General features: G+C 61.5%; 12 protein-coding genes. 11 read left to right on the forward strand and 1 reads right to left on the reverse strand.

Annotated elements, in window-relative coordinates; genetic code table 11:
• Positions 1–119 precede the first annotated feature (119 nt).
• From ftsE to IPI58_08140, 3 genes are all read left to right on the forward strand, one after another.
• Positions 120–800, forward strand: a complete 681-nt coding sequence (gene ftsE, locus IPI58_08130; GenBank protein ID QQR68794.1) for a cell division ATP-binding protein FtsE — start codon at positions 120–122, stop codon at positions 798–800.
• A complete protein-coding gene (gene rnd / locus IPI58_08135) occupies positions 797–1,963 on the forward strand; it encodes a ribonuclease D (protein QQR68795.1) in 1,167 nt (388 codons plus the stop codon). Before ftsE ends, rnd begins: the two co-directional genes overlap by 4 nt.
• A gap of 273 nt (positions 1,964–2,236) precedes the next feature.
• Complete coding sequence (locus tag IPI58_08140) at positions 2,237–2,908, forward strand: hypothetical protein (GenBank protein QQR68796.1); 672 nt, start codon at positions 2,237–2,239, stop codon at positions 2,906–2,908.
• Positions 2,909–3,078: 170 nt separating this feature from the next.
• Here IPI58_08140 and IPI58_08145 read toward each other — a convergent pair whose 3' ends face one another.
• Entirely contained in the window at positions 3,079–7,827 is a 4,749-nt protein-coding gene (locus IPI58_08145; protein ID QQR68797.1) for an NAD-glutamate dehydrogenase, read from the reverse strand.
• Between the two features lie 105 nt (positions 7,828–7,932).
• Between IPI58_08145 and IPI58_08150 the strand changes: the two genes are divergently transcribed.
• The 8 genes from IPI58_08150 to IPI58_08185 all read left to right on the forward strand — a co-directional run bounded on the left by IPI58_08150 (position 7,933) and on the right by IPI58_08185 (position 15,067).
• Complete coding sequence (locus IPI58_08150) at positions 7,933–8,724, forward strand: prolipoprotein diacylglyceryl transferase (protein QQR68798.1); 792 nt, start codon at positions 7,933–7,935, stop codon at positions 8,722–8,724.
• On the forward strand, positions 8,705–9,781 hold the full coding sequence (locus IPI58_08155; protein ID QQR68799.1) for an SAM-dependent methyltransferase: 1,077 nt from the start codon (positions 8,705–8,707) through the stop codon (positions 9,779–9,781). The genes IPI58_08150 and IPI58_08155 overlap by 20 nt, the downstream gene beginning before the upstream one ends.
• Complete coding sequence (gene pgeF, locus IPI58_08160) at positions 9,778–10,560, forward strand: peptidoglycan editing factor PgeF (GenBank protein ID QQR68800.1); 783 nt, start codon at positions 9,778–9,780, stop codon at positions 10,558–10,560. The genes IPI58_08155 and pgeF overlap by 4 nt, the downstream gene beginning before the upstream one ends.
• A gap of 18 nt (positions 10,561–10,578) precedes the next feature.
• Positions 10,579–11,916 (forward strand): tRNA uridine-5-carboxymethylaminomethyl(34) synthesis GTPase MnmE, encoded by a 1,338-nt coding sequence (gene mnmE / locus IPI58_08165; protein ID QQR68801.1) that lies wholly within the window; start codon positions 10,579–10,581, stop codon positions 11,914–11,916.
• A 10-nt stretch (positions 11,917–11,926) separates the two neighbouring features.
• Entirely contained in the window at positions 11,927–12,409 is a 483-nt protein-coding gene (locus IPI58_08170) for a DUF1284 domain-containing protein (GenBank protein ID QQR68802.1), read from the forward strand.
• Positions 12,410–12,542: 133 nt separating this feature from the next.
• On the forward strand, positions 12,543–13,238 hold the full coding sequence (locus tag IPI58_08175; protein ID QQR68803.1) for a polymer-forming cytoskeletal protein: 696 nt from the start codon (positions 12,543–12,545) through the stop codon (positions 13,236–13,238).
• 40 nt (positions 13,239–13,278) lie between these two features.
• On the forward strand, positions 13,279–14,046 hold the full coding sequence (locus IPI58_08180; protein QQR68804.1) for a 2-C-methyl-D-erythritol 4-phosphate cytidylyltransferase: 768 nt from the start codon (positions 13,279–13,281) through the stop codon (positions 14,044–14,046).
• A 1-nt stretch (position 14,047) separates the two neighbouring features.
• Positions 14,048–15,067 carry an aminoglycoside phosphotransferase family protein gene (locus IPI58_08185; protein ID QQR68805.1) on the forward strand — a complete coding sequence of 340 codons (1,020 nt, stop codon included), beginning with the start codon at positions 14,048–14,050 and terminating at the stop codon, positions 15,065–15,067.
• Positions 15,068–15,347 lie beyond the last annotated feature (280 nt).

Consider the following 15,347-nt stretch of genomic DNA (forward strand, 5'->3'; position numbering starts at 1 on the left):
CTGGCCTAGTCTCTGCCAGACCAGGGGCATGGAGCAAGCCTTCTGACGTCAAGGTTGACGATTGGGCGCGGATGAGGCCTCAATAAGGCCGAAACTTCCTGACGACGATGCCCCGGACGATGATTCGCTTTGAAAATGTCAGTTTGCGCTATGGCTTGCCGCCCGATGTGCTGCGCGATGTCAGTTTTGAGATCGAGCCAGGCTCGTTCCATTTCCTGACGGGACCCAGCGGCGCGGGTAAGTCCACCTTGTTGAGGCTGATGTATTTGGGATTGCGCCCAACGCGCGGACGGATCGTTCTGCTTGGCCAGGATATCACTAAAATCAAACGGGCCGAGCTTCCTTCCTTGCGTCGGCGTATCGGTATCGTGTTCCAAGATTGCCGCTTGTTGGACCATCTGAGCGTTCTGGACAATGTGGCCCTGCCCTTGCGTTTGGCGGGCGGCACCGAGGCCGAGGTGCGCAGTCATGTCAGCGAATTGTTGCGCTGGGTGGGGCTGGGGGCGCATATCGGTTCGCATCCGCGCGAGTTGTCGGGCGGGCAACAGCAACAAGCCGCCATCGCCCGCGCCGTGGTGGCGCGTCCCAGCCTGTTATTGGCCGACGAGCCGACGGGCAATGTCGATGACGAAAGCGCCATGAAGCTGATGCATCTGCTGACAGAGATCAACAAATTGGGCACCACGATCATTGTGGCCACCCACAACCGCAGCCTGATCCGCCGCATGGCCAAGCCGTGCTTCCGTCTGGAAGCCGGGCGTTTAGGCCTGTTGGATGACGCTGAAAAGGCCGCTTCATGACCATCTTGACCACCACGGACGAACTGGCGGCCTTTTGCCGCTCCTTGGCCGGCACCGAATATGTCACCGTCGATACCGAATTCATGCGCGACCGCACCTATTGGCCCAAATTATGCCTGGTGCAGCTGGGCGGTCCGAACGGGGCGGTGGCGGTGGATCCGTTGGCTGCGGGGATCGATCTGGCACCGCTTTTCGCGGTGATGGACGATCCATCGATTCTTAAGGTTTTTCATGCTGCGCGGCAGGATGTCGAGATTTTCTATCACCTGACGGGCCGGATTCCCGCGCCCTTGTTCGACACCCAGGTCGCGGCGATGGTGTGCGGGTTTGGCGAGCAAGTCAGTTACGAGGCCTTGGCCTCTCGCCTGGCGGATGCGCGTTTGGACAAGGCCAGCCGATTCACCGATTGGGCGCAGCGTCCCCTGACCGAGCGGCAGGTGATCTATGCGTTGTCGGACGTCACGCATTTGCGCGTGGTTTATGAATATATGCGCCGCCATTTGGACCAGACGGGGCGGGAATCATGGTTGGTTGAGGAATTGGCGGTGCTGACACAGCCCGCGACGTATCAAAACAACCCCCGCGAATCCTGGCAACGCCTGAAGGTGCGCGGCGGCGACGGCAAATTCCGCGCCGTCTTGCAAGAGCTGGCCGCCTGGCGGGAAGAGGAGGCTCAGCGCGTCGATATCCCGCGCGGGCGCGTATTGCGCGACGAATCCTTGCTTGAAATCGCCCATCATGCCCCCGATAGCGTCGAGGCTTTGTCCCGCACGCGCGGCGTCAGTGCGGGATTTGCCGAAGGGAAACATGGCACGGCCTTGCTCGACGCCGTGCGCCGCGCCTTGGCGCGCCCGTCAGCGGATTGGCCCCCGGCCCTTGAGGGCAGCGCGCGCCACGGCGTGTCGGAACGCGCCGCCGCGACGGTGGAATTGCTGCGCGTGTTGTTGCGCATGGTCAGCGAAGAGGAAGGCGTGGCCAGCCGCCTGGTCGCCTCGGCCCATGACCTGGATATGATCGCCATGGATGGCGAAAAGGCTCAAACCCCCGTCTTGCACGGCTGGCGTCACCAGATATTCGGCGAACAAGCTTTGGCACTGCGTCGCGGCGATCTGGCCCTGGCCATTGAAGGCGGACGGGTCAAGACATTGGCGACACGGCCCTAGGTGCCGCTCCGACAAAGGGTGAAAAGGGGCGTCGATTGCTGCGGTTTAGAAAAGATTCTCGTTTTCAGAACAAGCGTGAAGGGCAAATGACGGATTGCCTTCCCGTATGTGTAGGTATGTTTTGTGTAAGTGTGGACAACTCAGAAGGGAAGATCGTGGCTTGCAGATACCCCTGTCCGCACGCATCTTGTTGGGCTTATTGACAATTTCTTAAGAAAGTGTGCTCAATATCATCTGGATCGGTTGTTCCCTTACCAACTAAGGAGTGAGGATATGCGCACGTTTCCAGTCCTAGGACTTCTCTTGGCTTTCTTGGTGCCTGTCTTCGCTCATGCGGAGATGCCTGGGCAGCCCTGCGCTGCCGAGAGAATCGGGACGACCATGATGTCTGAGGATCGTCAAAGCATTATCGCCTGCCTCCTGACGGGGAAATCAGCGCCCTCAAACGTTCAGGAATGGAAATCTATGAGCTCGCAGGCTAAGAATCCTGCGTATTCTCTGAGTTGTCAGGACTGGCAGGCCAAAAACCATGAAAGCATGGATGCCTGCATCAGGGATGGCAGGTGGCATCTTGTCTATTCGCATGATGGAAGTGGTAGGCCCACATTCGGCAGCTATGCGCAGCTTATCTCCTATGCTCGTGACGGGGCCGATGTAAAATCCGGTGATCCGGGGGCAAGCGCAGGTGGAGTGCATGGTTGCGATGCATTCGGATGGAGCGCGGGCGTGGGAGTCTGCATGGGCACTTACCGTGTAGCTGGCAATGTCTACGCTGGTGCCGTTACGAAGAACGATGGCCAGGTTTATCTCGGCACCGCGGCCAGACGCTCGGACGGCAAGAAGATAAACGTGAATATCATCCCGACAAGCCCCACCGGAACCACGGCGATAGATGCGTTCATGCGCCCCGAACCCGCGGCGCTGGACTGGTATGTAAGGTTCTAAATCCTGATCGGGATCACGGATCCCGTTGCATGGCAGATGCAAGAGCGCGGCCCTTAATCGGGTCGCGCTTTTTTCTTTTGGGAAATCTCGATCCATGCTGTCGATGGGGCCTGTCGGTCAATAGGACGCCTCCATTGCGTCTGCACATCGTCAGCGGCATCAATGGGAAGTCAGACCTTTTCTAATCCCTGCATCATCTCGCGCCATGTGTGGATGACCAGGGCCAGAAGGGTAGAATGGGCGGGATTCGCCCGTAATTCCGACAACAAAGCCTCTAATTTGGGCCATAACGGCGTATGGGTCAGTATTTGCGCCAAAGATGCCGATCCCGAACCCGAAGCTTTTCTGGGTTGCCGGGTCAGCCAGTTTTGGACCAAATGGCGGTGCAAGGCGCTGATATCGCGTTCGAAGGCGGCGGCGGCCTCGTGTTCCCAGGCCGGACGTGTGCCAACAGGAGTTGCCAGATGCCGGGCGCTTTGGCGCAGCAACGGAACATCCAACAGGCGGCCAAATTCCGCATGCGCTTGGGCCACCTGTGCCAAGGGACGCCCGCAGGATTGGGCAAGCTGGGCCACTTCCGGCGCGCGGGTCAGGGCGTCTAAAAGGGCCAGGGATTCGGCCAAGGACGCGCCGGCCCCCGCCTCGATCCACGGCCCCAAGGCGGCTTGCGGGGCATGCAAGGCGCGAAGCGCCTGGATCGCCGTGGTCAGATGGCGGCGCTGGGCCGTCAAAGCGATGGAGCCGGGCATGGCGTCCAGGATGCACAAGATCATTTCCTGCGCGCCGCGCATCGTTTCTTGCACCATCATCGTCTGGGCGGCGGCGGGAATATGGTCGTCAAGCTCTTCGATGCCCTGCCAGATGGCGCGCATCTCCAATGTGTCGCGGGCCAGGATATAGGCGCGGGCGATATCCACCTCGCTCCGGCCCGTGCGCTCGGCCAACATCAAGGCGGCATGCGGCCCCAATCGGTTGACCAGGCAGTTGGTGACGACGGTGGCGGCGATCTCGCGGCGCAATTGATGACGCCCGATGGCCGGTTTCCATTCCTGGCGCATCGAAGGCGGGAAATACCCCCGCAGATCGGCCTCCATCCCCGGATCGTCGGGCAGGTCGCTGGCCAAAAGCTTGGTATACAGCGCGATCTTGGCATAGGCCAACAACACGGCCAGTTCAGGACGTGCAAGGCCCTCGCCATGCGCTTGACGCTGGGCGATCTCCTCCTCATCGGGCAAGCCTTCTAAGGCGCGGTCCAGCAATCCGGTCCGCTCCAACAGACGCATGCATCGCGCATGGACCGGCAACAAAGATCCCGCCATGGACTCGGCCACCGTCAGGGCCTGGGTTTGCAAGCTGTTGTCATGCAAAACCAAGGCGGCCACTTCGTCGGTCATGCGCGCCAATAGACGGTTACGCGCGGCCTCGGTCAGCTTGGCTTTGGCCATCTGGGCGTTGAACAGAATCTTCAGATTGACCTCGTGGTCCGAAGTATCCACCCCCGCCGAATTGTCGATGGCGTCGGTGTTGATCCGTCCCCCCGCGCGGGCAAAGCTGATACGCGCGAATTGGGTCAGGCCCAGATTGGCCCCCTCGCCGATCACCTTGGCGCGGACTTGTTGGGCGTCCACGCGAATGCCGTCATTGGCGCGATCCCCCGCTTGGGTGTGGCTTTCCGAGGTGTCCTTGATAAAGGTGCCGATGCCCCCGAACCACAACAGATCGACCGGCGCGGTCAGCAGGGCGCGGATCAGCTCGGCCGGAGTCATCCTCTCGGCAGATAGGCCAAAACGCGCACGAACGGCAGGCGATATGTTGATCGATTTGGCGGTACGCGCGAAGACCCCGCCGCCCGATGAGATGCGCTTGGTGTCGTAATCGGCCCAGGAACTGCGCGGCAGGGCGAATAAGCGTTGACGTTCGGCAAAAGACGCCACCGGATCGGGATCGGGGTCCAAGAAAATATGCCGATGATCGAAGGCGGCCAACAGACGTGTCGAAGGCACCAGCAGCATGCCGTTGCCGAACACGTCGCCCGACATATCGCCCACGCCCACGCAGGTCATGCCTTCGCGGTCGATATGGTGGCCCATATCGCGGAAATGGCGGCGCACGGCCACAAAGGCCCCGCGCGCGGTGATGCCCATGGCCTTGTGGTCGTACCCGGCAGAACCGCCCGAGGCAAAGGCGTCGCCCAGCCAGAATCCGCGCCGAACGGAAATCTCATTGGCGATATCCGAAAAGCTTGCCGTGCCCTTATCCGCCGCGACCACCAAATAGGGATCGTCGCCATCGCGGCGCACCGTTTGGCGCGGCGGCACGATCTTGCCGCCTCGGCGCGTATCGGTCAGGTCCAGCAGCGATTCCATGAACAGGCGGTAACAGGCCACGCCTTCTTCGGCCAAGCCGCCTTGGGCGGGCGGGCGTTTGACCACGAACCCGCCTTTCGAGCCGACCGGAACGATCACCGCGTTCTTGACCATCTGCGCCTTCATCAGGCCCAGAATCTCGGTGCGGAAATCCTCGCGCCGGTCCGACCAACGAATGCCCCCGCGCGCCACTTTACCGCCGCGCAGATGCACGGCCTCAAGGCGCGGACTGTACACGAAGGTTTCCACCAAAGGACGCGGCGCGGGCAGATCGGTGATGGAGCGACTATCGAATTTCAACGCCAAGCAGGGCCTGAACGCGCCCGTTTCATCCGTCTGGAAGTAATTGGTCCGCAGACAGGATTCGATCAAATTGGCCAAGCGTCGGATGATGGTGTCTTCGTCCAGATTCAATACGCTGGATAGGCGCTCTTCCAGTTCTTTGCGGCATGCTTGCGCGCGAACAGGATCGCCCTGAGGGCCAAGGCGCGGATCGTGCCCGGCCAAGAATAAATCCACCAAAAGACGCGCCAAAGCGGGCCAGGCCACAAGTGTCGAGGCCACGGTTTCGGGCGCATAGGGCGCGCGCATCTGCCGCATGGCGCGGGCCAAGGCGCGCAGCAAGGTCACCTCGCGCCCCGTCAAACGCGCGGCCAGCACCAGACGGTTGAATCCGTCATCCTCCATCCGCCCGTCAAGGACCTGATGCAAGGCGTCTTCGAATAACGGCTTGATGGCGGCAAGGTCCACCGGCCCACCTTGTTCGGTGCGGGTGTGGAAATCCTGTACCCACAACGCCGCCTCGCCCGGCAGGCCTACGCGCCACGGTCCGCCTTGGGCTTGGACGCGAAGCCCCATATTCTCGATAGTCGGCAGCACCGCCGATAGGGGCAAGGGCGCGCTTTGTCGATGGAAAAGTTGCAGACATAACGCGATGGCCGGGCCCGAGCCGGGCGGCTGGCTAAGATTGATTTCAAGCCGTCCATGCGTCCGCACACGGGCCAGATAGGCGATATCGCTGGCCGCCCGCGCCGCCGGAACGGTCTCGCGGTAAATCTCGTCAAAGGCCCCCGCATAGGTCGCCATGCCGTCCATGCCCAAGGCTTCGCCTTGCTGGGTGATCAAGGACTCGCGCAAACGGTCGTGCCATGAGGATGCCTGCTCGGCCAGCGCCTTTTCGATCACCTCGCGCGACGGCAGACGCCGCCCGGAACCGCCGGGCAAACGCATCTGCAACAGCACACGGGCCAAACCGGCATCGTCCAGATGGGTGTGAAACCCTTCCATCTGCCCGCCGGTCATTTCTTCCAGCACGTTTTGGAACCGGCGACGCAGACGGGTGTCGTATCTCTCGCGCGGGACATGGATCAGAAAGGTCAGATGGCAGCCGAACGGGTCCGCGCGTACCGAGACGGTCAAGCGTCCGCGCTCTTGCGCGCGCAGGATGCGCAAGGCGTGCTGAGCCAGATTTGCCGTGTTCAGGGCGAACAGCTCGTCGCGCGGATAGGTGTCCAGGATATGCGCCAGAGAGTGCCTCTCGTGCCGTCCCGGCGTTTTGGCGGCATGGGCCAAAGCCTCGCTGATTTTGCCGCGCAACAAAGGAATGGCACCCGCCGGGGTGCGATAGGCCAGCGACGAGAACAACCCCACAAGCAGGCGTTCGGTGGCTTTGCCCGTCGCATCGCGCACAAAGATGGCGTCCATAAAGACCGGACGATGCACGGGCGAACGCAAACTGGTCTTGGTGACCAAGACCGGCTCGACGCGATCGGCCATATCCAACAATGCGGCTGGCGCGCCGCCACCCGCGCCTTCGAATAAAGGCAAGCTGACCTCGCCTTGCAAAAGGCCAAGGCCCGAACCGGTCACCGGCACAAGACGTTTGTGGCCGCGCCGCGTTTCCAGCCGATAATCCAAGGCACCTAGGAAAACGAAATGGTCCTTATCCAGCCATTCTAAAAACGCGCAAGCCTCGGTCTGCTGGGGATGGCTGCAGCTATGTCCGGCCATCTGGCGCACGCGGTCGCGCATGCGGGGCCAGTCATGCACGGCACGGCGCACATGAGCCAGCGTGGCGTTCAAGGCGCGGCAGAGTTCCTCGCGTCTTTGTGCGCTGGGGATGCCGTCAATCTGCACATGCAAAAAGAACTCGCGCGGCGCGCCCATGGCCTTCTCGCCCCAGGTCAGCACGCAGCCGCGTTCGTCGCGGCGAATCGACAAAACCGGATGAGCTAAAGCCAAGATACGTAGATTCTGGCGGGTTAACTCGTTCAATAGGGAATCCAGCGCAAAGGGCATATCCTCGATCACCGCCTCGACGACGGTGCGCGCGGCTCCCGCCGGGGTCGCGGATTCGGGGCCCAGAACGCGCAAGGCAGCCTGGCCCGGCGCGCGACAACGCGCCAATTCACATAGGGAACGGGCGGCGGCGGCCATATCTTGTCCGGGCAGGTCGCCTTCACGCAAAGCATGGGTTAGCGCGGCTTCCAGTCCGGGTGCCGCGCGTGCCGATCGAGATGATGACGGGCGGGAAGATGAGGATATTTTTTTCATGTCTGGGCTTCACTCTGCCACGTCTTTGTGGCAAGTCAATCCGGAACAAGTCTAGACTGCCGGTCTGGCTTTCCCTTCAACCCTTTTTTTGGACCCCCGGTTGCCATGCTGTCCCTTGCCTTCCCTCCGATTGATCCCGTGGCGTTTTCGCTGGGGCCGATTGACGTGCGTTGGTATGCCTTGTCCTATGTGGTGGGCATGTTACTGGCATGGCGGTGGTACCGGGCTCTGGCTCCCAAATGGGGGATCGATCCTATCCATTATGACGATTTCCTCACCTGGGCGGTGATCGGCGTCATCCTGGGCGGACGCTTGGGCTATGTTTTGTTCTACAATCTGCCTCAATATCTGGCGCATCCGGCTGAGATTTTGCAGGTCTGGCGCGGCGGCATGTCGTTTCATGGCGGATTGATGGGGGTGGTCGTGGCGGCGATATGGTTTTGCCGTGCGCGCAAGATCAATCTGTTGGCCTTTGGCGACCCTCTGGCCGCCGCCGCGCCGATCGGCCTGTTTTTGGGACGCATCGCCAACTTCGTCAATGGTGAGCTATATGGCCGGGTCACCGATGCTCCTTGGGGTGTGGTCTTTCCCCATGGCGGGCCGTTGCCGCGCCATCCTAGCCAACTTTATGAAGCGGCCTTTGAGGGGGTGGGATTGTTCGTCCTGCTGAACCTGCTGGCGCGGTTGCCGTCATTCAAAGAGAAGCCCGGGCGGCTTCTGGGCGTCTTTCTGCTGGGTTATGCCCTGGCGCGCGCGGGGATGGAGTTTTTCCGCGAACCCGATGTTCAAATCGGTTTCCTGTGGGGAGGGGTCACGATGGGGCAGGTCTTGGCCGCCCCCATGATCGTGGTCGGGCTGTGGCTGATGGGACGCCGACATGCCCCCCGCAGCGCCTGACCCCGATTGGCTCGCGCGGTGGATCGCGCACCAAGGCGGCGTGGTTCGTTTGGATGCGTTCATGCGCTTGGCCTTGTCGCATCCCGAATATGGTTATTACTGCGCCGCCAATCCCATAGGCCGCGATTTCGTGACCGCCCCCGAGCTGAGCGGGTTGTTTGGTGCCGCCATCGGTTTGGCCCTAGCCCGGCTGTGGCAAGAGCAAGGCTGTCCGTCCCCTTTCATCTTGGCCGAGCTTGGCCCCGGTCGCGGTCGGCTGATGGCCGATATGCTGGCGGCGACGCGGGCGATGGTCCCGGGATTCGTCAAGGCCGCGCATATCCATCTGGTCGAGATCAGCCCCGTCTTGCGCGATGTGCAGCGTCAAGCTTTGACCGGATTCAATGTCGTCTGGCACGACACCTGCGCAGACTTGCCCGACGGTCCTTTGTGGCTGGTGGCCAATGAGTTCTTTGACGCCTTGCCCATTCGGCAAATCCTGCGCGGCGAGGATGGCGCATGGCGCGAACGCCTGGTGACGGTGGACTCGACGACGGACGCTTTATCCTTTGCTCTGGGACCGGCCGATCCACGCCTGGCCCTGCTGGTGCCCGAGGATATCCGCGCCCAAGCCCCCATCGGCTGGGTGGTCGAGCTGTGCCCCGCCGCCCAATCCATCGCCTTGGATATCGCCGCGCGCATCGCGCATAAAGGCGGGGCGGCCTTGATCGTGGATTATGGCTACACACGGCCATCGGGTGCGTCCAGCCTTCGCGCCATCCATCGCGGCGAACACGCCGATGTGTTAACTGCGCCCGGTCAAACGGATATCAGCGCCGGTGTGGATTTTGCCGCTTTGACGGCTCTTGGACAAAGAAGCGGGGCGCAAACCAGCGCGGTGCTCACACAAGCAAAGCTCCTATCGAATTTAGGCGTACAAGGCGACATCCATCATGCCTTGCGGCGCTTATGCGGCACGGATTCGCAAGCGGGAGAGATGGGCGGCGACATGCTGGCCTTGGCCTATCTGCCAAGCGACTTGACCCGAATCGATGCATTCTGCACAACAAAGCCATGATCGGATTGCTTACGGAACCTCATCTTGCCGCATTGCACGGCGTGCGTCATGGCTTCTTCACACGCGAGGGTGGAGTGAGTAATGGGCCGTATCGTTCGCTGAATTGCTCATCCGCTCTTTCAGACTCGCCCGCCGCCGTCGCCGAGAACCGCGCCTTGGTTGCGGGGCAGTTTGATGTGGGCGTGAACCACCTGTTCACCTTGCGCCAATGCCACTCTACCCGCGTATGCGTCATAGACCGTTCGTCCAGCGCACAGGCGCAGCCCGAGGCTGATGCCTTGGTAACCGCCGTGCCGGGGCTGATGCTGGGCGTGTTGACCGCCGATTGCGCCCCGGTGCTGATGGCCGATTCCGGTTCGGGAGTCGTGGCTGCCGTCCATGCCGGATGGCGCGGCGCGCTGGGCGGTGTGATCGAGGCGACCATCGATGTGATGGAAAGCATGGGCGCGCGCCGGGGTTGGATCCATGCCGCCGTGGGCCCGTGCATTCGCCAGCCATCCTACGAGGTGAACGGCGATTTCCGCGACCAATTCCTGGCTCATGACGAGGTCTGCCATCGATTCTTCATCCCTTCGCAGCGTCCTGGCAGTTTTCTGTTCGATCTTCCGGCCTATGTGTCTATACGCCTGCAATCTTGCGGCATCGCGGCGGGCAGCGTGCTGCCGCATGACACCTATGCCGACCCCGCCCGCTTTTTCAGCTATCGTCGCACCGCCCAGCGCGGAGAAGGCGAAGGTGGCCGCCAGATCTCGGCCATCATGTTGACGGGCGAGGAATAAGCCGCCAAAGAGGGGATCATGTCCGCCTTGAACCCCAGACCCGACACGATCTATGCCCTCTCCAGCGCGCCGGGCCGGGCGGGAGTGGCGGTTATTCGCGTATCGGGGCCGTGCGCGCAGGTAAGCCTATCCGCCTTGCGCGCTGGTCGTGCCGTGCCGCAACCGCGCCGCGCCGTGCTGACCGATTTCACCGATCCCGCATCGGGCGCGATTTTGGATAAGGGACTGGCCCTATGGTTTCCCGCGCCGCACAGTTTTACCGGCGAGGATGTGGCCGAGCTGCATGTGCATGGTGGACGGGCGGTGCTGGCCGCGATATTTGGCGCATTATCCTCGATGCCCGGTCTGCGTCCTGCCGAGCCGGGAGAATTCACCCGCCGCGCCTTTGACCATGGCCGCCTGGACTTGACCGAGGTCGAGGGTCTGGCCGATCTGATTGCTGCCGAGACTGAGGCTCAGCGTCGCCAAGCCTTGCGACAAATGGAAGGCGGATTATCGGAATTGGTCGAATCCTGGCGTCGCCAGGTGATCGCCTTATTGGCCCAGGTCGAGGCAGGATTGGACTTTCCCGACGAGGACGACGCGGCCGATCTGATCTTCCCGGCCCAGGCGGTGGGCGCCTTGCGCGATTCCATGGCCGCTTATCTGAAATCGGGGACCACGCGCGGCCAGCTGATCCGCCAGGGCGCGCGGGTGGTGTTGCTGGGGCCGCCCAATGTGGGCAAGTCTAGCCTGCTGAACGCCTTGTCCCGCAAAGAGGCGGCCATCGTCTCGCCCGTGCCGGGCACCACGCGCGACGCCATCGAGGTGCCTTTGGACCTTGGCGGCTATCCCGTCATTCTGACCGATACGGCGGGGCTTCGCGCCGAAGGCGACGCCATCGAGCAAGAAGGCATGCGCCGCGCCCTGGATCATGCCGATCGCGCCGATCTGGTCTTGCGCTTGATGGATCCCCTGGCCCCCGAGGCCCCTTTGACGGCGGGGAACGGTTTGATCGTCGTGACCAAGCGCGATATCGGCCCGCCCGATCCTCCCTTACACGGCCCGCATGTGCATTATGTGTCGGCGGTGACCGGAGCGGGGCTGGACGATCTGACATCGGCCATCGTGGCGCATATCAAACAGGCGGCGGAGACCGGCCTGGCCCAAGAATCGCCCGTGCTGACGCGCCACAGGCACCGCCTGGCCCTGCAAGACGCCATCGAGGGCCTCACCCGCTCATTATCCGCCCCCGCCGCCGAGCTGGCCGCCGAAGACCTGCGCCTATCCGCCCGCGCCCTGGAACGCCTGATAGGCCGCATCGATGTCGAGGATATCCTGGACGCTGTGTTCCGCGAATTCTGTATCGGAAAATAGGGGTCTGATTTTGGAACGCCCCACTATCAAACTACGTGGTCATCATTTGCTGTGTATGCTGACCTATATCGGTCAAGGATATACGCAGGTTTTCTCGGATTCTTTTTCAAACAAGATGAAGGGAATCAGCGAGGGTACGACAGAGATTGAAATTGTTTACGGGGCAAAAGACGATTTATGCCAAGTCCTGCAATGTGATCCGAGTTGCCCAGCGGATATCGCGAGGCATTGTTTAGAGGGAGATGCGGCGCGCCGCGATGACATGGCCCTGGCCACACTGAGCGCGTTTTTGCGCCTCCCTCTAAAATCCGGGTATAGACTGCGTTTAACGCCAGAGTATGTCAGAATTCTACGCCAAGAATTCGCCGCAGGGACTATCCGCCAAGCATGCGCCGGTTGCGAATGGTTCGATCTATGCACCGCCGTGGCGCGTGAGGGATATCGCAGCGTCAAACTTTTTCCCCCAAAATACCCATCGCTGACGATTTCATAGATGCGCTGTCTGAGAAACGCCCTTGAAGCCTCAATAACAATGATTTTCTTGTGCCCTATCTCTTACAGGAAGGCTTGAGGTCGGGCCGGGCTTGTGCTACCAAGATCATCTACACCTGCGAAAGGATTTTCCCATGCCGCCACGCCAGGACGGAGGAAGCATGTTCCAGCGCCGACCCAATCCCGCCACGCCCCAAATGCGGCAGCCTTCGTTGCGCGCTCCGGTGGCCGTGCGTCAGCCGGGAACGACCGAGGCGATGGTGGCTCCTGCGCCGACGGCGGTGCAAGGTCCGCGCAATTTGCGCGAGGCAGCGCGGCGTTTAGAGATGACCACCCAGCAGATGAGCCAACGCGGCATGGCCGATCGCGCCGGCAGCGCGGTGACGGCGGATATGCGCCGCTTGATCGTGGGTCCCAGCATCACCCTGGCGGGTGAGATTTCCGCATGCGACGCCCTGGTCGTCGAAGGCACGGTCGAGGCGCGCTTGCGCGACGGCCAGTTGATCGAAGTGGCGCAATCGGGCGTTTTTCGCGGCAGCGTCGAGATCGAAGACGCCGATATCGCCGGAACTTTTGAAGGCGAGCTGAGCGTGCGGCATAAATTGCGCGTGCGTTCCACCGGCCGCGTCACCGGCACGATCCGCTATGGCGAGATCGAGGTGCAAGCGGGTGGCCAGTTGGTCGGACAAATCCAAGTCATGAGCCGCACGGCAGCGCAGGCCTATAAGGAAGCGGCGCGTCAGGCGATGGACGAAGGCGTCGATGGCGCCCCCGGTGTCCTGGAAGGCGAGGTCATCACGCCAGATTATGACGAGGCCGTCGGCCAATAGCCTTGCACGGCCTCTTTTTTAAAAGAGGATCGAGAGAGAGATGAGTATTCAGCCGCGCCTGTGGGCGTTGATTGTTGCCGGTGGCACGGGCACACGTTTTGGCGGACAGGTCCCCAAGCAATATGTCGATCTGGCTGGAAAACCCACGATCCGCTGGTCGATCGAGGCTTTTTTGGCGTTGGAGGAAACCGCCGGGGTCATGGTTGCCATCGGCGCTGGCCAGGATGCGCCATTTGCCCAAGCAACGGCAGGTCTGGCCGATGTCATGACCACGTCCGGGGGCGCGACGCGCCAAGAATCCGTGCACAGAGGTCTTGAGGCTTTGGCCAAAGCCGGAGCGACGCCCGAAGATGTGGTGATGATCCACGATGCCGCGCGGCCCTTGATCCACTCTCGGGACATTCATCAAGTCTATGCGGCGCTGCTGCGCGATTCCGCGCGGGGCTATGCCTTGGGCTTTCCGCAAAGCGATGCCCTGAAGCATGCGGGTGCCGATGGTCTGGTGCAAGGCGAGCGCATCCGTAAAGAGACATGGGCCGTGCAGACGCCCCAGGGCTTTGCCCTGGGCGTTATCTTGGTCGCACATCGCGCTTTGGCCACGCAGGGCCTAACCCCGGGCGAGGATTCGCCCTCGGATGATCTGGCGGTGGCTACGCGCGGCGGGGTCGCTTGCGCCCTTATTCGTCCTGCCCATGTCAATATCAAGCTGACCGAGCAAACCGACACCGTGGCGATTGAAGAGCTGCTGCGCGTGCGCGCCACCGATAGCGCGATGTCGGGCCTGGCTCGACGCATGAAAGCCGCCTAAATTGAGCTTGGCTGCTTGTGCCTTGACGCCAAACGCGCCGAATGACGTTCTCGTTCATCTGATCGACTCGCTTTCTCCGGGCCAAGCGCCTGACCCTGATTTGCGCCGCTTCTATGATGTGGTCGAGCTGACCGAAGGCATGTACAACGCCACACTGCGCGCCACGGTGGACGGGCAATCATGGGTGATCCAGCGCCTGCATGTCGATTACCCGCCTGACCGCATCGAAGATTTTGCCTCGATTTCGAATGCGCTGGGACAAAAGGGCCTGGTGACTCCGCAATATCGACTGTTCAACGGCCTGCCCTGGCTGCGTCGACATGGTCATTATTATCGTTGCTATCCCTTTATCGAGGGGCAGAGCGGCTGTCCCGCGCCATCCGCCGCCACGGCGGGGGAATTGGGGCGGTTTTTACGTGTCTATCACCGGGCAGCGCGTGATTTGCACCCCTCTTTGTGGCCGCGCAGCGTGATCCCGCATTTCCACGATTTTGATCACTATATGGTTCGACTGGCCGAGTTGACCTATGCCGCGCCCAGCACTCAATGGGAGCATTTGGCGAGCCAAGCCCTCGACGCGCATGATGTCTATCGTGTCTGGCCGACGGCGGAGAAGCAACTGATCCATGGCGATCCGCGCGTCAACAACATCGTTTTCCGCGACGATCTACCCTATGCACTGGTGGATTTCGACACTTTCATGCCCGCCCATCCGGGAACGGATCTGGGCGATATGCTGCGTTCCTTATGCTGTCCGGCAGGTCCCGACAATCCGGTGGCTCAACACGATGCAGTGTTGGCCTGTGCCCAGGGCTATGACGCCCAATATCCAGATGCCGCCTTATGGGCCATGGCGCGCATCTCGTGGGAGCTGACGGCGCGCTTTCTGATCGATGCCGTGGAAGACCGGTATTTTGGCTGGGATGCAGCGCGTTATACATCGCGCGTGGCCTCGGACATGGCTTGCGCCACCGCCCAGGCCCAAGTGGCGCGATGGGCGCAGGAATGGCGCGTTTCCTAACGCTCCATTCCTCGGTCCTCACACGAGTCCTCTATTCGCCACGGGCGTAACGAGGCCAAGGTCGAGCATTTCACGCTCACCGGATAGGCTTACCTCACCCCCGTCCTGAAAAAACGAAGAGCCTTCTCTCAATTCCCTCGCGACTTGCTCCTTACGGGTAATATGGAATTGGAATGACTGCAGATTAGGTGCGAAAATTTTTCTAGGCATGGGAATCCTCCGTCTGCAGAGGATATATTGTTCCGCATATATGTTTCTGCGCCAAAATTAGATGGCGGTA

This window comes from Alphaproteobacteria bacterium, assembly GCA_016699305.1.
In the GTDB taxonomy this organism is placed as follows: domain Bacteria; phylum Pseudomonadota; class Alphaproteobacteria.